We start from the raw sequence: 18,669 nt of genomic DNA on the forward strand, positions 1-18,669 counted from the left end.
ATAAAAAAACCTCCATCACTTATGGTACGGTTCATTGTTTGCTATTTTAAAAGAACGGTATATTTGCTCTAATAATATTAATCTCATTAACTGGTGGGGGAAGGTCATTTTGGAAAAGGATAGTTTCATATTAGATAGTGATTTTATTTCACTAGATAAACCATGGGAGGAACCTATTATAAAAGTGAAGGAATTGTAGCCTTTTGATTTTTCTAAGTCGATTTTTTTGCTAAACTCAGTACTTGTAAGGTTTTTACCTTCTATTTCCAAGGTAATAACAAAGTCCTTGTCCTTTATTTTGTTTTTTATTTTTTCCCCTTCTTCCTGTAATGCTTTTTCTATAATTTTTTGGGAGTTTTCATTTACTTTAACTTCTGGAATTTCAATTATTTGTATTTTAGCGTATTTTTGTATTCTTTTTAGATACTCTGATATTCCATTTTTTAAATATTTTTCTTTTATATTCCCTACTGCAATTATTTTTATATTCATTATGGCACCAGAATAATTTCATTACTTACGTTATTTCTATTGGCTAATGTTAAATTTATATCTCTCTTAGTGTCTAACCCTAAGGATTGCAAGTATTTGTCAACAGTGGAAAAGGCCAGTTCTTCTGTATTATTTTCCTCACTTAAGTGAGCCAGTACTACTTTTTCTTGATTTCCTGTTAAAATCTCTCCTAAAGTAAAGGCACAGTCTTCGTTTGAAAGATGACCTTTCACCGAGGCTATTCTCTGTTTAAGACTATAGGGATAGCTACCATTTTTTAGCATTTCAACATCATGATTAGCTTCAATTAAATAAATATCTGAACCGGCAATTAAATTTTTCATTCTTTCATTTACTATTCCGGTGTCAGTTAAGATTGTTATTTTTTTATTATCTTTGTTGATTATATACCCACAGCTATTTGCTGAATCGTGATAAGTACTAAAAGGATGTATATCAATATCCCTTAAGGAAAAGTCAATATCATTTTTGAATACTATTAGATTTTCTTCCTTTATTTTGCCTACTTTTTTCAACATAGCAAGCCAGGTTTTTTCATTTGCAAGTATTGGTATATTATACCTTCTACTAAGAACACCAGCACCTTTAATATGGTCTGTATGCTCATGAGTAATTAATATGGCATCTATTGAATCGGGTAAGACATTAGCATTCATTAATAATTTTTCTAATTGTTTACCACTAAAACCAGCATCTATTAGTAGTCGGGTTTTTTCTGTTTCTACATACATTGCATTGCCTGAAGACCCACTAGACAAAGAACAAAACTTTATACTCATAACTCTCTCCATTTCTTTCAGTACTCAATTATATACTATATAAGAATAATTTTAAAGTCTAAAAAGTAACAATAAATTTATTAGATATAAATTATTTGATAAAATATATAGTACTAATATATAAGGAAGGAAATTAAAATGATTATAGAAAAGTCTTTTTGTATAGATAAAAATGTTAAAGCTGGTGAAGATATAGAGGTTGATTATATTGAAAAATCTTTAGTTAGTATTTTAATTAAAAAGAATATAAGAATTTCAACTGCAGAATCAATAACCGGTGGTTTAGTTGCTAGTCGCATTGTAAATATAGCAGGAGCAAGTGAAATCTTTGAAGAAGGATACATTACCTATAGTGATAGGGTAAAAAACAAAGTTTTAGGTGTAAAAAGGGAAACCCTTAGTAAATATACAGCTGTTAGTGAAGAGGTTTGTTATGAAATGTTAAAAAATCTAAAAAATATAGCTAAAACCGATTCTGTAATTGTTACTACAGGATATGCAGGACCAGGCGAAAATGCCGGATTAGCATTTGTAGGAATAAACCTTTTCAACTATTTCATTATCAAAAAGATAAATGTAAAGGGGGGAAGAAATGAAATTCGTAAAAAAATATCAAATATTGCTTTATTTGAACTATATAGAATATGTAAAAATCAATATAAAATATAAATATTTTTAAGTAAATAATAATCGTATGATTCGTAAGAAAAATTTGTTTCAGGAAATAGATTGTTAAGAAAATAGCTGGAAAACGTAATCATAAAATGGGAAGATTTCAAGACTAAATTAAACATATTAAATATATATTAAAAAAATATAATTTTAAAGGAATATTTTTACATAGTAAATATTAAATAAATTTTTAAACAATACCTATACGAATAAAGAAAACATTGGTTAATTTTTAGTTATTTACTGGGCCAATAGATAGATTTAGTTAAAAGATACACAATATTTTAACAAGATGATTATTTACCTAAAAGTTATAATGTAGTATAATAGTTTACAGTACATAAAATTATATGTATAAATATAAATTTTATAGGGGGAAATATTGTATGAAGAAAAAATTTAGAATAGTAGCTTTGCTACTTGCACTAACATTTGCTCTTACTGCATGTGGTGGAGGTAAGACAAATGATAAAGAAACAGGTGCTGGTGGTGGGGGTAAGACTACTACAGAAGGAAAATTTTTAAGAACTAATAATACTTCAGAGCCAGGCTCATTAGATCCAGCTTTAGCACAAGGTACTCACGAGTCATGGGTATTACAACATACTTTCGAAGGATTAATGACTTATGATGAAAAAGGAAATGTTGTACCAGGAGCTGCAGAAGCTGAACCTGAAATTTCTGAAGATGGATTAAATTACACTTTTAAACTTAAGGAAGGTTTAAAATGGTCAAATGGAGAACCTGTTACAGCTAAGGACTTTGAATTTTCATGGAAGAGACTTTTAGATCCTGAATTAGCTGCTAACTATGCTCACCAAGGTTACTATATTAAAAATGGTGAAGCTTTTAATGAAGGAAAAGTTGGTGTAGATGAAGTTGGAGTAAAAGCTGTAGATGATTTAACACTAGAAGTTACTTTAGAAAATCCTACTCCTTTCTTTACTGAATTAACTGCTTTCTATGCTTTATTCCCAGTATCTGAAAAAGTTGTTACTGAAAATCCTGATTGGGCAAAAGATGCAAAAACTCACGTATCTAATGGACCTTTTAAGTTAACTACTTGGGAACATAGAGCAGAAATCATTATTGAAAAAAATGAAAATTACCAAAATGCTGATGCAGTAAAAATAGATGGAATTCACTTTGATATTCTTGAAGATAAAAATACTGAATGGCAAAATTATGACTCAGACCAATATGATATTATAGTAACTCCTCAAGCTGATGTTGTTGCACAAAAACAAGCTGAAGGTAGTGAAGAACTAGTAATTGGTACTGATGTTGCAGTATATTACTATAATGTAAATAATGAAACTAAACCTTTCACTAACCCTAAGGTTAGACAAGCATTGTCTATGGCATTAGACAGACAGACCCTAGTTGAAAATGTTTCACAAAGTGGTGAGGTACCGGCAGAAGGTGTTGTACCATTTGGAATGAAGGATGAAAACAACAAGGAATATAGAGATGCTGTAGGTAATTTAATTACTGAAGATGCAGAAAAGGCAAAAGAGTTATTTGAAGAAGGATTAAAAGAAGAAGGCATGACTGTAGAAGAATTTAATGCAGCAAACTTCAACCTTCTTTATAATACAGATGATAAACATCAAAAAATGGCAGAAGCTGTTCAAGATATGTGGAATAAGGTTTTAGGAACTACTATTGGCTTAGAAAACACAGAATTCCAAGTTAAATTAGATAGAGAGCAAGCTGGAGACTATGATATGTCTAGAGCAGGTTGGATAGGAGACTATGCAGACCCATTAACTTTCTTAGACTTATGGGAAACAGACGGATCATTTAATGATGCAAACTATGCTAATGAAGAGTATGATGCATTAGTTCAAGTAGCAAAAACTTCTAATGACGCAGCTGAAAGATTTGAAGCTATGAGAACAGCTGAAAAAATGATTGTAGAAGATATGGCAGTTATACCAATTTACTTCTATACTCAACCATATATGGTTAAACCAAATGTTAAGGGAATATATAAAACATTATTGAATTACCCAACTATGACTTTTGCAGAAATTGAATAGTCAATTATAAATTTTACAATTGAATAAAAGATAGAGAATGGGTAATTCTCTATCTTTTATTATTTATAGAAAAATTAATTAAGGGGAGAAAAATGGCTAAATTTATAGGAAAAAGAGTCGCCATGGGTTTTGCTACTTTGTTTATTATTATTACAGTAACATTTTTTTTAATGCATGCTGTACCTGGTAATCCTTTTGCCAAGGAAGGTAAGATGCCGGAAACGGTATATAATAACTTACAAGCAAAATACGGTTTAGATAAACCTAAATCTGAACAATATGTAATTTACTTAAAAAATCTCTTAAAGGGAGATTTTGGCGAATCTATGAAATCAAATGCAGAAACTGTAAACGATATGATAAAAAGAGGAGCACCTGTTTCTGCAAAATTAGGTGGACAAGCTTTTATATTGTCCATGTTTTTTGGTGTTTTATTAGGAGCTGTTGCAGCACTATATCAAAACAAGGCTCCGGATTATTTTATGATGATAGTGGCACTAATAGGAATTTCGGTTCCTAGTTTTGTTATGGCCAGTCTTTTTATTCAATTTATTGCTAAAGGTTCAGGATTTTTACCAACATCAGGCTGGGGTACCTTCGCTCACACAATACTACCAACAATAGCTTTGTCACTTATGCCAATGGCGTCAACTGCTAGACTTATGAGATCATCTATGCTGGAGGTTTTAGGACAGGATTATATTAAGACTGCCCAATCTAAAGGATTGAAAAAATTAAAGGTAATAATGAATCACGCTATTAGAAATGCAATTTTACCAGTTGTTTCTCAAATGGGTACTACTTTATCGAATTTATTAGTTGGTTCTTTTGTTATTGAGAAAATCTTTGGAATAGCTGGTTTAGGAACTTTCTTTGTTACTTCAATAAGTAATAGGGATTATACTTTAATAATGGGGACTACTGTTTTTTATGCTGTTGTATTAGTTGCTATTTTAGTTATAGTAGATATTTTATATGTAGTAATTGACCCAAGAATTAAATTAACAAAGGAGGGTAAGTAATGGATAATTATAAAAACTACCCTCAAGATTTATTTGAACCGGCAAAAAAAGACTTAAATAAAGATAGAATAACAAGACCAACAATTTCCTATTGGAAAGATGTTTTTAGAAGATTAAAACAAAATAAACTAGCTATGTTTGGACTATTTTTACTTGTAGCTTCATTGTTGTTAGCTATTCTAGGCCCAATGATAAGTAAGTTTGATTATCAAACTACTAATCCGGCTATGAAAAATCTAAGACCTAATAGTGAGCATTGGTTTGGAACTGATCCTTTAGGAAGGGATATATTTGCTAGAGTCTGCTTTGGTATTAAGTATTCACTTCTAATTGGTGTTTTAGCAGCTGCCTTCGATTTTCTTATAGGTGTATCCTATGGTGGAATTGCAGGAATGGCAAGAGGAAGAGTTGACTCAGTAATGATGAGTATAGCAGAAGTGTTATATGCTATTCCTTACATGTTAGTAGTAATATTAATTTCTGTAACTTTTTCCAGTGATGGAGGAGTTGACCTATTTACTATAGTTTTAGCTATGAGTATTACCGGTTGGATACCTATGGCAATATTAGTAAGAGGACAAGTATTACAAATAAAAGAACATGAATATGTAATGGCATCAACTTCATTGGGAGCATCAAATGGTTATTTACTAAGAAAACATATAATTCCTAATTCAATAGGACCTATAATAGTAAATATAACTTTAGCAATACCAAGGGCTATTTTTGCAGAGGCAACATTAAGCTTTTTAGGTTTAGGAGCTCAACAACCGAGTTTAGGTAAATTAATAAGTGAAGGACTAGGACTAATGGGAATAAACATCTTTTATCAACTAGCTTTTCCAGCATTCTTTATATCTATAATAATGTTTGGATTTAATGTGTTAGGTGATGGTTTAAGAGACGCACTAGATCCTAGGTTAAGGAAGTAGGTGGATTATGGACAATATTTTAGAAGTTAAAAATTTAGCAGTTTCCTTTCAAACTTTCTTTGGGGAGGTTGAGGCTGTTAGAAATATATCCTTTAATGTAGAAAGAGGAAAGACATTAGCAATAGTAGGAGAATCAGGTTGCGGAAAATCCGTTACAGCAAATTCTATTATACAATTGTTGCCAAAACCACCTGCACTATATAAAAATGGAGAAGTAATTTTCAATGGAGAAGATCTTCTGAAAAAGTCAGAAAAGGAAATGACTCTTATTAGAGGAAATAACATATCTATGGTTTTCCAGGACCCAATGACTTCTTTAAACCCAACTATGAAAGTGGGAAACCAAATAGTTGAAGGTGTTAGAAAGCATAAGAAGATTTCAAGAGAAGAAGGAAAAAAACTGGCAATAGAAATGCTTAAAACAGTTTCTGTTCCTCAACCTGAAAAAAGGATAAATCAATATCCCCATGAGTTTTCAGGAGGAATGAGACAAAGGGTTATGATAGCTATTGCAATGGCATCAAAGCCGGAGTTATTAATAGCCGATGAGCCAACGACAGCTTTAGACGTTACAGTACAAGCACAAATATTGGATTTAATGAAAAAATTAAAAGATGAAATGAATACATCTATAATTTTAATTACCCATGACTTAGGTGTAGTTGCAGATATAGCTGATGAAATAGTAGTAATGTATGCAGGTCAAATTATAGAAAAAGGTAAATTAAACGATATTTACTATAATACAAAACATCCATATACAAGAAAGCTTTTAGCTTCTGTTCCAAAATTAAATATGGATAAAAATGAAGAGCTTCATTCAATTGAAGGCTCACCACCTGACTTGTATAAACCACCAAAAGGATGTTCTTTTTATGATAGATGTGATGATGCAATGGTAATTTGTGAAGAACATATGCCAGAATTTATGGACCATGGAAATGGACATTGTAGTAGTTGCTGGTTAAATCATCCTCAATGTTCTAAGAATAGAGAGGAGGCTTTATAGTGGGAAAAGAAAAATTAGTTGAAATTAAAAATTTAAGTAAGTATTTTAATGTTTCAGGTGGAAAATTAAAAGCCGTTGATGATATTAGTTTCTATATTAATAAAGGTGAAACCTTTGGTTTAGTAGGAGAATCCGGTTGTGGAAAATCTACAGCAGGAAGAACAATGCTTAGACTTTATGAACCAACATCAGGAGAGGTTATATTTAAAGGGAAGAACATTTGTGAGTTTTCCGATAAAGAAATGAAAGAAATAAGGAAACATATGCAAATGATTTTCCAAGACCCTTATGCTTCCCTAGATCCTAGAATGACAGTTGAGGAAATAGTTGGTGAACCTTTTGATATTTATGGAACCTTAAAGGGGAAAGAAAGACAGGAAAAAGTAATAGAATTATTAAATACTGTTGGACTAAGTTCAGAACATGCCCAAAGATTTCCCCATGAATTCTCAGGTGGTCAAAGACAAAGGGTAGGAATCGCAAGGGCCTTGGCCTTAAATCCGGAATTTATTATTTGTGACGAGCCAATATCAGCACTGGATGTTTCCATTCAGGCACAAGTTGTAAATCTTTTAAAGGATTTACAAGAAAATTTAGGTTTAACTTTACTTTTTATAGCCCATGACTTGTCAATGGTAAGGTATATATCAGATAGGGTTGGTGTAATGTATTTAGGAAAATTAGTGGAGCTTTCAAGTAGTGAAAAACTATATGAACATCCATTACATCCATATACAAAGGCTCTATTATCAGCAATACCAATTGCAGACCCTGATGCTCAAAAATCTAGGAAAAGAATTGAGCTAAAAGGTGAAGTGCCAAGTCCTATTAATCCTAAACCAGGATGTAGATTTGCAGACAGATGTGAATATGCAAAGGATATTTGTAGAAATACAGATCCTGTCTTGGAGGAAGTAGAAGAAGGACACTATGTAGCATGTTTAAGGGTAAAAGAAATTAATAATTTATAGTGTTCTATAAATTATTATTTAGATTTAAATTTAAAATAATTAATATTAATAATTTATAATAATATTTTATAAAGCAAGCTTTAAATAAGCTTGTTTTTTTATTTTAATTTTTAGTTTTACAAAATATTAAATATTTAATATATTAACTTATTTTCATAAAAATAAAATATTTTAAATATATTAATATTATAGAAAAATATATATTAAATAGTAGTGAAGTTATCTAAAAAACATAAACCTTGTTAAATAGCTGTTTACAGGGAGGGGAAAAGAAAGAATATTATAAGTTAAACACATAATTAACTAAGATTTATGTCGGTTTTATGCTTTTAAGCAAATATGGAAATAGCTAAATAATATTCATATATCTATATCATTTGAGCGGAAATTAACAATGATTTCATTAAGATATAATAGATTAAAAAGATATTGTCAAACTACTTGGAATTCTGGTATAATAACTTTGTGAATCAATAAGCTTTTATAAGAGGAGGTTTATCTTGAACAACCCAGAGAAGATTTTGGAAATAAAAAATATGCATACAGCATTTAGAATAAAAGATGAGTATTATGATGCTGTTGATGATGTTTCCATAGATCTATACAGAAATGAAATACTTGCCATAGTTGGTGAGTCAGGTTGTGGAAAAAGTACATTAGCAACAACGGTAATGGGACTACACAACTTAAATTATACAAAAATAAGTGGAGAAGTTAACTTTAAAGGCAGAAACTTAGTGGGAATAAGCGAAGAAGAATATAATAAAATTCGTGGTGGGGAAATAGGAATGATATTCCAAGATCCATTAGCATCTTTAAATCCACTAATGAGAATCGGAGAACAAATAGAAGAAGCCTTATTTTATCATACTGATTTAGATAAGGAAGGAAGAAAGAAAAAAACTTTAGAATTATTAGATGAAGTTGGAATTATTAATCCGGAAAGAACTTACAGACAATTTCCTCATCAGCTTTCAGGAGGAATGAGACAAAGGGTTATTATTGCAATAGCACTTTCATGTAACCCGGAAATATTAATAGCAGATGAGCCAACAACAGCTCTAGATGTTACCATTCAGGCTCAGATTTTGGACTTAATGGAAGATTTACAAAAAGAAATTAATGCAGGAATAATGTTAATAACTCATGATTTGGGAGTAGTATCTCAAACTGCTGACAGGGTAGCAGTAATGTATGCAGGAGAGATTGTAGAAATTGCTCCAGTAGAAGAGTTATTTAACAATCCAAAGCATCCATATACGAGAAGTTTATTAAACTCTATTCCTCAAATGGATAATGACGAGGAAGAACTACATGTAATTCAAGGAATTGTACCATCATTGAAAAACTTACCAAGAGAAGGTTGTAGATTTTCCAGTAGAATACCTTGGATTCCAAAAGAGGCACATGAAAAATCACCTAAGATGCATGATTTAGGAAATGGTCATTTTGTAAGATGTACTTGTTGGAAAACTTTTCATTTTGAAGATGAAAAGGAGGTAAATTAATGGCTTTTTTAGAAATTAAAGATTTGAAGGTCCATTTTCCTATAAGGGGAGGATTTTTCAATACAATACAAGACTATGTTTATGCTGTTGATGGTGTAAATATGGTAATTGAAGAAGGAAAAACCTATGGGCTAATAGGTGAGTCAGGTTCAGGGAAATCTACAATTGGAAAAGCAATAGTAGGTTTAGAAAAAATAACATCTGGAAAAATTATTTATAATGGTAAAGATGTTACAAAAATTAAAGACAGGAAAAACACGGATTATAAAAGTGATATTCAGATGATATTTCAAGATTCTATGTCTAGTTTGGACCCAAAAAAAAGAGTAGTAGATATACTTGGCGAACCTTTGCGAAATCTAGAAAAAATGGACAAACAAAAAGAACAAAGAAGAATTAAAGACCTTTTAGATATTGTTGGTATGCCAAGCGATGCTATTTACAAATATCCCCATGAATTTTCAGGTGGACAAAGACAGAGAATTGGAGTTGCAAGAGCAATAGCTTGTAAGCCAAAATTAATTATAGCAGATGAACCGGTATCTGCCTTAGACTTATCTGTTCAGGCACAGGTATTAAACTATATGAAGGAAATACAGAAAGCTTTAAATATTAGTTACATATTTATTTCACATGACTTAGGTGTCGTAAAACATATGTGTGATTATATAAATATAATGCATAGAGGAAAGTTTGTAGAAACTGGTAATAAGGAAGATATTTACAAACATCCAGAACATATTTATACTAAACGATTAATAGCTGCAATACCTGAAATAAAGCCATCAGAAAGAGATGAGTTAAGAGAGAGAAGATTAAAGGTAGAAAAAGAATTTTTAGAAAAAGAAAAGTATTATTACGACAGTAAAGGTAAAGTGTATGATTTAGTTAAATATAATGATACACATTATGTTGCTGAAAAAAAGGAGGTAGCTAAATAATGTGGAAAACAATATTAAAAAGATTTTTAGTAATGATACCTCAACTATTTTTATTAAGTGTAATAGTATTTACTTTGGCTAAATTTATGCCAGGAGATCCTTTTACAGGACTTATTAAACCGGATACGGACCCTGCAGCAATTGAAAGACTTAGGGAAGAAGCAGGTCTTAATGATCCTATTCATATTCAATATATAAACTGGGTAAAAAATGCTATTCAAGGTGATTTAGGAAAAAGCTATACTCAAAATTTACCTGTTACTAGAGTAATAGGCGAAAGAGTAGGAAATACTTTTTATCTTTCACTTTTAACAGTAGTAATAATGTATGCAATAGCAATACCGTTAGGAATAATAGCCGGTAAACGGCAAGGTAGTTTAGCAGATAAAGCCATAACTACCTATAACTTTATCGCCTTAGCCATACCTGGATTTGTATTCTATCTGATTATTTTATTAATATTTGGTTATAGATTAGGTTGGTTTCCAACAGGTGGGTCAGTTTCAACAGGAACAGATCCTGGCACAATAGCTTATTTCTTTGACAAGTTATACCATATGATTTTACCAGCTTTAGCAACTGCAGTACTTTCAACAATTAGTACAATTCAATACCTAAGGTCAGGAATAATAGATGCTAAAAATCAAGACTATGTTAGAACAGCAATAAGTAAAGGTGTTCCTATGAAAAAGGTATATAGCAAACATATTTTAAGAAATTCCATACTTCCTATAGCAGCATTTTTTGGATTCCAAATTACAGGACTTCTTGGTGGAAATATAATGGTAGAATCTGTATTTGCATATCCTGGTATGGGTCAGTTATTTATGAATTCAGTAACATCTAGAGATTATGCGGTTTTAACATCACTAATACTACTTTATGGACTATTATCCTTAATAGGTAGCTTACTTTCAGATATTATATTAAGCATAGTGGATCCAAGAATAAGGATAGAATAGGAGGGAGTTATGGAAAAAAATCTTAGAGTAAACGAAAAGGAAACAATAGAAACTCCTTCTTGGACGAAAACCTTAGTAAGAGAATTTAAGAAAGATAAATTTGCAATGATTTCACTAGTAATCTTAATTTTAATGTGGGCTACAATATTTATCGGTGCAGTTGTTTTGGATCAAGAAGAAGTAATGAAAGTTGATGTAATGGCTTCTTATTTAAGACCGGGAGAAGAAGGATATATACTTGGAACAGACCAAGGCGGTAGGTCTATAATGGGACAGTTAATAATTGGAGGTAGAAACTCTGTTGTTATAGGAGTTTGTATTACAGTTATTACGACTGTTATTGGTATAATAGTTGGTTTAATAAGTGGGTTTTTCGGTGGAAGAGTTGACAACTTTATAATGAGAATTATAGATTTTATTGGTGTTTTACCAATGTTAATGATAGTTATAGTACTTGTAACAATTGTTCCAAAATATAATGTATTTTCATTTGTCGTAATTATGTCTTTGTTTAACTGGGCAGGACTTGCTAGACTGACTAGAAGTTTATCCTTAACAGAGGCAAGAAGAGATTATGTTAGTGCTTCAAAGACTATGGGAACAAATAAACTAAAAATAATGTTAACTGGTATTTTACCAAATATTAGTTCAATTATTATAGTAAATTCAACTTTGAATTTAGCAGGAAATATAGGAATAGAAACAGGATTAACCTACTTAGGCTTTGGTTTACCAGTTGGTACACCAAGTTTAGGAACATTAATAGGATATGCTAAATCACCGGAAGTTATAGCCGATAGATTATATGTATGGTTGCCTGCTGCAATGGTAATTTTAGTTATGATGATCTGTATTAACTATATTGGCCAAGCAATAAACAGAGCGTCAGATGCAAAACAAAGATTAGGTTAATAAAGTTTATAATTGCAGTAGCAATTTAAAATAAAAATATTAGGAGGAATTATTATGAAAAAGGGATTAAAAATATTAGCGTTAAGTTTAGCGTTAGTAATGACCCTAGTAGCTTGTGGAGGAAAGAATAACGATGCAAAAAAAGAAACTGGAGGAAATGGCTCAGCAACAGGAGCAGAAACTACAAGTTTTGGAACCGTAGCAGATCATGGTGGAGAAGCTATAGAAAATGGAGTAGTAAGAATTGGTGTAGTAGCAGATTCTCCTTTTACAGGTGTTTTTAGTAATTATTTCAATCAAGTTGTAACAGATCAAATATTGACTGGTTATATAACACAATCAATGAAAATAAAAGCAGATGGAGATATAAGAGATGAAGATGAATTCCATACTTTTAAATTTGATCAAGAAAAGAAACAGTTTATTATGACTATAAAAGATACTTTTAAATGGTCAGATGGTACTCCAGTAACATCTAGAGATTTTGCCTTTGTATATGAAATAGTTGGTCATCCAGATTATAGTGGAGTTAGATATGATTCTAAAATGCAAAATATAGTAGGAATGGAAGAATATCATAATGGTGAAGCAGAAACTATATCAGGAGTAGAAACTCCAGACGATAAAACTCTTATTGTAAACTTCAAAGAGTTTTCACCTAGTATACTTTGGGGAGCTGGTATTGCTTATACTCCAGAACCTTACCATTATTTAAAAGATATACCTGTTAAGGAAATGGCTTCTCATGATAAAATTAGAATAAATCCTTTATCTTGTGGACCATATGTTATTACAAAAGTGGTACCAGGAGAAAAAGTTGAATATAAAAGAAATGAGCATTACGGTGCAGAAGTTAAAAATGAAGGTCTAGTAGCTGAAATTATATCATCAGCCAATGTGCTTTCAGCAATGAAAAACGGTAAATATGACTTATATACATCTATTCCAGGAAATATTAAAAACCAAGATTTAGCAAGTTTAGAAGGTTACACTACATTACAGTATCCAAGTAATTCATTTTTAGGAATAGGATTTAAATTAGGTAAATGGAATGCAGAAAAAAATGAAGTAGAAGTAGATCCAAATGCTAAAATGGCAGATGTTAATTTAAGAAAAGCAATGGCTTATGCATTAGATATTGATGCAATCTGTGATATGTTCTATGAAGGATTAAGACAACATGCTAATTCAACAATCATTCCTAAAAATGTAAGTTTCTATGATCCAAATGCAGAAATGTATGATTATAATCCTGAAAAAGCTAAAGAAATATTAGATGAAGCAGGTTACAAAGATGTTGATGGAGATGGTTTAAGGGAAGATCCTAATGGGGAAAAATTAACTATTAATTATGCAGCTATGTCTGGTGGAGAAACTGCTGAGCCAGTAGCAACAGCATATGTACAATGGTGGAATGAAATAGGTTTAGATGTACAGTTATTAGATGGAAGATTACATGAGTTTAATTCATTTTACGAAAGAGTTCAAGCTGATGACCCAGATATAGATGTTTATCTAGTTTCATGGGGTTATGGTACTAATCCAGATCCATCAGAAACATATTCTAAATATGCACCTTTCAATCTTCCAAGATACACTGATGAAAAAATAGAAGAAGCTTTAGCACACATAACTAGCAATGAAGCATTCGATAGAGATTATATGGTAGAAGGATATAGAATGTTTGACAAAGCTATATTCGATTCAGTTCCTGTAATACCAACAATGTTTGTAGAAGAAAGAGAAGTTGTTAACAAGAGAGTTAAGTTCTATGATGTAACACCTTCAACTAATGAAAAATTAAATGACTTTGGTATTAAAGATATAGAATTAACAGCAGACAAACCTGCAAAATAATAAAATTATAAAGTACATAGGATAACCTCCTATGTACTTATTTTTTAACAATTATTTTAACAATTATTACAAAAAGATTAAGTTTTATTATTTATCTTGCTATAAAAAAATACTATTGTTATTATAATATAGAGGTTGATTATGAATATTTTAATTATAGAAGATGATAATATAATATTAAGGGAAATTACAAAAAATTTAGAAAAATGGGATTATAAAATTTTTGAAATAAAAGATTTTAATAATATAATAGCTGAAGTTAAAGAATATAACCCAAATCTAATTTTATTGGATATTTCCCTACCTTATTATGATGGTTTTTATTGGTGTAAAAAAATTAGGGAGTTTTCAAGTGTTCCAATTATGTTTATATCCTCTAAAAGCGATAAATTAGATATGATTATGGCTATGAATTTAGGTGGAGATGATTACATAACAAAACCTTTTGACATGGACCTACTTATTACTAAAATTAGAGCCTTACTTAGAAGAACTTATTCCTTTAATGATGAATTGGAAATTTTTCAATTTAATGATGTAACTTTGGATATAAATAAAAGGGAAATCCTATTTAATAATAGTTCTATTAATTTAACTCAAACGGAATTTGTAATTTTAAAAGTTCTCTTTGAAAAAGCTAATTCATATGTTTCTAAAGATGAAATTATTACTAGACTTTGGAGTGAAGATGCTTTTGTAGATGATAATGTTATTGCTGTAAATATAAATAGAATTAGAAATAAATTTAAGAAAAGCGGTATTAGGGATATTATAAAAACAAAAAAAGGTATTGGTTATGGCCTTATAGAGGACAAAAATGTTTAAGGAATATATTAAAACTAAGAAGAATGAAATTATAATAATATTTTCTATTTTTGTTTTAAATTACTTAATTATGTTTTTAAGTGTCGGTGTATATGAAAATTATTGGTATACTATATTTTTGTTTTTGTTTTTTTATTTAATATATTTTTTATGGGCTTATTTTAAATTTAAGGAGAAGTTTAAGTATATTGTAAATATTAATGAAGACAATATTGCAGATATTCTTCCTAAAGATATTTTAGATGAATCCTATATAAAAAAAATAACGAACTTAATTAAGGAAAAAAACGAATTAAATTCAATACGAGAAAAAGAATTAGACAGGTTAGAAGAGGATTACTCCATTTGGATTCACCAGGCTAAAACCCCTATTTCTGCCTTGTCATTAATTATAGACAGTATGGACTCGGAATTGAAGGATGATATGAAACAAGAATTATTTAAAATTAATCAGTATACTGAAATGGCCTTAACAAATATACGTTTACAGGATATTAATAAGGATTTAGAAATAGAAACCCATGACCTATATGACTTAGTAAAAAACACCGTTAGAAAATATGCCCTATATTTTAACTATAAGGGTAATAGGTTGGTTCTAGAGGATTTTAAAAGAAAAATAGTTACAGATGAAAAATGGTTTGCCTATGCCTTAGATCAAGTAATATCAAATGCTGTTAAATATACTAGAAATGGTGAAGTGAAAATATTTGTTTCAGATGAATATTTAGTTGTAGAGGACACCGGTATAGGTATAAAGGAAGAGGATATTCCAAGGCTCTTTACTAGAGGCTTTACAGGTTATACCGGTAGGGTTAAGAAAAAAGCCACAGGACTTGGCCTATATATGTCTAAAAAAATATTAACTACCTTAGGTTCGGGTATTCACTTAGAATCAAAAGTAGGTGAAGGTACAAAAGTATATATAAAAATCACAGAGGACTTATAGAGTTCTCTGTTTTACTGAAAAGAAAAGGGACAGTATATGAAACTAATTTTTAAATTAAGTAAAGAAAATATAAGAAGAAATAAGGAACTATATTTACCTTACATATTTGCCTTAGTACTTTCGGTTATATTGTTTTTTTTATGCATTAATTTAACCTTTAATGATTTTTTAAATGAAGAGATTAAAAATGGATATATTGAAATAGAAGGAATAGAATATGTAAATGGCATAGGTGCCGGTTATGATGCTTTAAAGGACCAACTACAGGATGTAAGTATTGTTATTGGTATAATCAGTTTAATATTTACAATATATGTTGGGAACTTTATATACAAAAGAAGGTCAATGGATTATGGTGTATATGATATTTTAGGCATGGATAAAAAACATATTCAGTATTTGGTTATTTTTGAAATATTAATCCTTGGACTGCCAAGTATAGTCTTTGGAATTTTCTGTGGTATAACCTTAAACAAGTTCAATTTTTTATTTGTTTCTAAAATATTGGATTTTGGTAAAAACATAAAATCTCAATTAAGTTTTAAAAGTATATTAATTACCTTTATGGTATTTTTGTTTATTCAAATACTCTTATGTATTATTTATTTTTTAAGAATATATTTTAGCCATGGCTTACAAATGATAAGAAAGAAAAAATATAATTTAAGAAATAGAAAATTTTATATTTTTGAAAGTTTAATTGGTATTTTATTTGTAATACTTGCTTATTATTTATCCTTTAGAAACAGATATACCGGAGAAATTACCAGTAGAAATATTATACAGTTTAATGATATAGTCGAAGTATCTATTTTATTGTTAATTGGAACCTTTTTAATTTATCAAGGATTAACAGTTATAGTTTTTAGCTATGTTAAAAAACAAAGGGTTTATAAAAAGAAGGATAATTTTATTACTGTTTCAAACTTGGCCTTTAGATTTAGAGAAAATGCCGTAAGTTTAACTATTATTAGTATTGTAGGATGTATATTACTTAATTTTATAGCTTCCAGTATTTTAAACTACAATGGCTTTGTTAATAATTATAACGACATAGATCTATATACTGCTACAGAAACGGAAAAAGATAGTGAAGTTTTAAATAGAAAAATCATTAATTTGGCAAAAGAAAATGGATTATCCGTAAAAGAAAAAACAAAATATGAAGTAATAAATTTTGTTTTAGCTAATGATGAAAATAATATTAAAGTAGTTAACAACTCCAATAATTATGAACGATATTTCACCATTATAAAAAATTCAGAGTATAATAATATTTCTAAAGTTAAGGAAAATGTAAAAAACAATGAAGTTTTAATTCTAGGAAATAGCCTATATTACGGCAAAGAAATGGAAAATAACATTCTGTCGGAAATTTCTTTATTTGGAAATACTTTAAAAGTAGCGGATATAAGGGAAATTAGTGGCAATGAAAATTTAGACTCCCTTGTTGATGGCTATGGTTTAATAATAGCAGATAATATTTATGAAAACATAATTAACAATGGTAAATTTAGAAATGAAGAGAAATTGGGACAAGGCAGTGCAGTTTATATAATACAGGATTACAAATTTGATGGGGATTTTAAAACTATTAAAGAATTTTTAAATAAGGTTGAAGACGATTATAGTAGAACATTTCATATTGGAATGGAGAAATCGGTAATTACAACAGTTAATGCAAGGTATTTATCCTTTATTTATGTAATTAATGGTGCTGCTGTATTTTATTCAACCTATATAAGCTTAATATTTCTAATTAATTTTTTCATGATTTTATATTATAAACAAATAGTTGAGGGTTATGAAGATGTAAATCAATTTAAGAAGTTGTATAAAATAGGCTTATCTGAAGAGGAAATAAGAGAAAGTGTAGAAAAACAAATAAAAATATTCTTCTTTGTGCCTTTGTTAATATCCATAATACATTTTTTATTAACCTTAAGCCTATCTACAAATATGGCATCCTATATTGATGTAGCATCAATGAGAGAAATGAATATTACATTTTTAACAGCTGTAATTATATATACAGTAATTTATAGTTTAACTTATATAGTAACATCAAAAAAATACAAAAGAATAATTATTGAAAGAAGTATTTTAAAATAGTAGGAAAGTACCATAAGATATAATATCTTGGTACTTTTTCTTTGCCATATATTTTGTGAGGATTTTTTAATATATAGTAAGGAATTAAGGTATATAATTAATATATGATGGAGGTAGTTATGAGTTTATTAGAGCTTAAAAATATATCGAGAATATATGCATCAAAATTTTCAGCGGTTTCAGTAGAAGCCTTAAAGAAAATAACAATAGAAGTAGAAAAAGGTGAGTTTGTAGCAATAATGGGAGAATCCGGTTCAGGAAAGTCTACCTTATTAAATATAATAGCTACCTTAGACGAACCGACAGCAGGGGACTTGTATATAGCAGGGAAAAATGTTTCAGAAATAAGTAAGTCGGGAGTATCTAAATTTAGAAGGGAAAATATAGGCTATATATTTCAGGACTTTAACCTACTAGAAACTCTAAACGTACAGGAAAATATAGAGCTACCTTTGGTACTGTCCAATGTTAATCCTGATGAAATAGAAAAACGAAGTGAAGAAGTAATGAAAAAATTAAGGATATTGGAACTTAAAAACAAATATCCCTATCAAATATCAGGTGGGGAAAAACAAAGGGTGGCAATAGGAAGGGCAATAATAATAAACCCTAAAATACTACTGGCAGATGAACCAACAGGAGCCTTAGACTCAAAGTCATCTA

Annotated in this window: 17 protein-coding genes; 15 read left to right on the plus strand and 2 right to left on the minus strand. The window is 29.7% G+C overall.

Annotated elements, in window-relative coordinates; genetic code table 11:
* Positions 1–15: 15 nt before the first annotated feature.
* On the minus strand, positions 16–492 hold the full coding sequence (rlmH, locus tag WAO56_RS01525; protein WP_422144919.1) for a 23S rRNA (pseudouridine(1915)-N(3))-methyltransferase RlmH: 477 nt from the start codon (positions 490–492) through the stop codon (positions 16–18).
* Positions 492–1,292, minus strand: coding sequence for an MBL fold metallo-hydrolase (locus WAO56_RS01530; RefSeq protein WP_422144920.1), 801 nt, complete (start codon positions 1,290–1,292; stop codon positions 492–494). The genes rlmH and WAO56_RS01530 overlap by 1 nt, the downstream gene beginning before the upstream one ends.
* A gap of 138 nt (positions 1,293–1,430) precedes the next feature.
* On the opposite strand from WAO56_RS01530, the gene WAO56_RS01535 reads away from it, so the two are divergent.
* The 15 genes from WAO56_RS01535 to WAO56_RS01605 form a co-directional block, all read left to right on the plus strand.
* Complete coding sequence (locus WAO56_RS01535) at positions 1,431–1,961, plus strand: CinA family protein (protein ID WP_422144921.1); 531 nt, start codon at positions 1,431–1,433, stop codon at positions 1,959–1,961.
* 389 nt (positions 1,962–2,350) lie between these two features.
* Positions 2,351–4,006: a peptide ABC transporter substrate-binding protein gene (locus WAO56_RS01540; protein ID WP_422144922.1), complete on the plus strand. Its 1,656-nt coding sequence runs from the start codon at positions 2,351–2,353 to the stop codon at positions 4,004–4,006.
* Positions 4,007–4,098: 92 nt separating this feature from the next.
* A complete protein-coding gene (locus WAO56_RS01545; protein ID WP_422144923.1) occupies positions 4,099–5,028 on the plus strand; it encodes an ABC transporter permease in 930 nt (309 codons plus the stop codon).
* On the plus strand, positions 5,028–5,960 hold the full coding sequence (locus tag WAO56_RS01550) for an ABC transporter permease (RefSeq protein ID WP_422144924.1): 933 nt from the start codon (positions 5,028–5,030) through the stop codon (positions 5,958–5,960). The genes WAO56_RS01545 and WAO56_RS01550 overlap by 1 nt, the downstream gene beginning before the upstream one ends.
* Positions 5,961–5,967: 7 nt before the next feature.
* Positions 5,968–6,969, plus strand: coding sequence for an ABC transporter ATP-binding protein (locus WAO56_RS01555; RefSeq protein WP_422144925.1), 1,002 nt, complete (start codon positions 5,968–5,970; stop codon positions 6,967–6,969).
* Complete coding sequence (locus tag WAO56_RS01560) at positions 6,969–7,940, plus strand: ABC transporter ATP-binding protein (protein ID WP_422144926.1); 972 nt, start codon at positions 6,969–6,971, stop codon at positions 7,938–7,940. Before WAO56_RS01555 ends, WAO56_RS01560 begins: the two co-directional genes overlap by 1 nt.
* 536 nt (positions 7,941–8,476) lie before the next feature.
* Positions 8,477–9,448, plus strand: coding sequence for an ABC transporter ATP-binding protein (locus WAO56_RS01565; protein ID WP_422144935.1), 972 nt, complete (start codon positions 8,477–8,479; stop codon positions 9,446–9,448).
* Positions 9,448–10,389 carry an ATP-binding cassette domain-containing protein gene (locus tag WAO56_RS01570; RefSeq protein ID WP_422144927.1) on the plus strand — a complete coding sequence of 314 codons (942 nt, stop codon included), beginning with the start codon at positions 9,448–9,450 and terminating at the stop codon, positions 10,387–10,389. The genes WAO56_RS01565 and WAO56_RS01570 overlap by 1 nt, the downstream gene beginning before the upstream one ends.
* Positions 10,389–11,351 carry an oligopeptide ABC transporter permease gene (gene opp4B / locus WAO56_RS01575; protein ID WP_422144928.1) on the plus strand — a complete coding sequence of 321 codons (963 nt, stop codon included), beginning with the start codon at positions 10,389–10,391 and terminating at the stop codon, positions 11,349–11,351. The genes WAO56_RS01570 and opp4B overlap by 1 nt, the downstream gene beginning before the upstream one ends.
* Positions 11,352–11,360: 9 nt before the next feature.
* A complete protein-coding gene (locus WAO56_RS01580) occupies positions 11,361–12,263 on the plus strand; it encodes an ABC transporter permease (RefSeq protein ID WP_422144929.1) in 903 nt (300 codons plus the stop codon).
* A gap of 54 nt (positions 12,264–12,317) precedes the next feature.
* Complete coding sequence (locus tag WAO56_RS01585; protein WP_422146207.1) at positions 12,318–14,120, plus strand: oligopeptide ABC transporter substrate-binding protein; 1,803 nt, start codon at positions 12,318–12,320, stop codon at positions 14,118–14,120.
* Positions 14,121–14,261: 141 nt separating this feature from the next.
* Positions 14,262–14,945, plus strand: coding sequence for a response regulator transcription factor (locus WAO56_RS01590; protein ID WP_422144931.1), 684 nt, complete (start codon positions 14,262–14,264; stop codon positions 14,943–14,945).
* A complete protein-coding gene (locus tag WAO56_RS01595) occupies positions 14,938–15,894 on the plus strand; it encodes a sensor histidine kinase (RefSeq protein ID WP_422144932.1) in 957 nt (318 codons plus the stop codon). Before WAO56_RS01590 ends, WAO56_RS01595 begins: the two co-directional genes overlap by 8 nt.
* 36 nt (positions 15,895–15,930) lie before the next feature.
* Positions 15,931–18,006 (plus strand): ABC transporter permease, encoded by a 2,076-nt coding sequence (locus tag WAO56_RS01600; RefSeq protein WP_422144933.1) that lies wholly within the window; start codon positions 15,931–15,933, stop codon positions 18,004–18,006.
* Positions 18,007–18,125: 119 nt separating this feature from the next.
* The coding region (locus WAO56_RS01605; protein ID WP_422144934.1) for an ABC transporter ATP-binding protein at positions 18,126–18,669 on the plus strand (544 nt) is incomplete at its 3' end.

The sequence above is a fragment of the Miniphocaeibacter sp. genome (assembly GCF_049276255.1).
GTDB lineage: Bacteria > Bacillota > Clostridia > Tissierellales > Peptoniphilaceae > Miniphocaeibacter.

Coding starts and splice junctions, on each gene's coding strand:
- WAO56_RS01555 (WP_422144925.1), top strand. CDS start 5,968: ATGGACAATATTTTAGAAGTTAAAAATTTAGCAGTTTCCTTTCAAACT.
- opp4B (WP_422144928.1), top strand. CDS start 10,389: ATGTGGAAAACAATATTAAAAAGATTTTTAGTAATGATACCTCAACTA.
- WAO56_RS01550 (WP_422144924.1), top strand. CDS start 5,028: ATGGATAATTATAAAAACTACCCTCAAGATTTATTTGAACCGGCAAAA.
- WAO56_RS01600 (WP_422144933.1), top strand. CDS start 15,931: ATGAAACTAATTTTTAAATTAAGTAAAGAAAATATAAGAAGAAATAAG.
- rlmH (WP_422144919.1), bottom strand. CDS start 492: ATGAATATAAAAATAATTGCAGTAGGGAATATAAAAGAAAAATATTTA.
- WAO56_RS01585 (WP_422146207.1), top strand. CDS start 12,318: ATGAAAAAGGGATTAAAAATATTAGCGTTAAGTTTAGCGTTAGTAATG.
- WAO56_RS01590 (WP_422144931.1), top strand. CDS start 14,262: ATGAATATTTTAATTATAGAAGATGATAATATAATATTAAGGGAAATT.
- WAO56_RS01565 (WP_422144935.1), top strand. CDS start 8,477: ATGCATACAGCATTTAGAATAAAAGATGAGTATTATGATGCTGTTGAT.
- WAO56_RS01530 (WP_422144920.1), bottom strand. CDS start 1,292: ATGAGTATAAAGTTTTGTTCTTTGTCTAGTGGGTCTTCAGGCAATGCA.
- WAO56_RS01570 (WP_422144927.1), top strand. CDS start 9,448: ATGGCTTTTTTAGAAATTAAAGATTTGAAGGTCCATTTTCCTATAAGG.
- WAO56_RS01595 (WP_422144932.1), top strand. CDS start 14,938: ATGTTTAAGGAATATATTAAAACTAAGAAGAATGAAATTATAATAATA.
- WAO56_RS01540 (WP_422144922.1), top strand. CDS start 2,351: ATGAAGAAAAAATTTAGAATAGTAGCTTTGCTACTTGCACTAACATTT.
- WAO56_RS01580 (WP_422144929.1), top strand. CDS start 11,361: ATGGAAAAAAATCTTAGAGTAAACGAAAAGGAAACAATAGAAACTCCT.
- WAO56_RS01545 (WP_422144923.1), top strand. CDS start 4,099: ATGGCTAAATTTATAGGAAAAAGAGTCGCCATGGGTTTTGCTACTTTG.
- WAO56_RS01535 (WP_422144921.1), top strand. CDS start 1,431: ATGATTATAGAAAAGTCTTTTTGTATAGATAAAAATGTTAAAGCTGGT.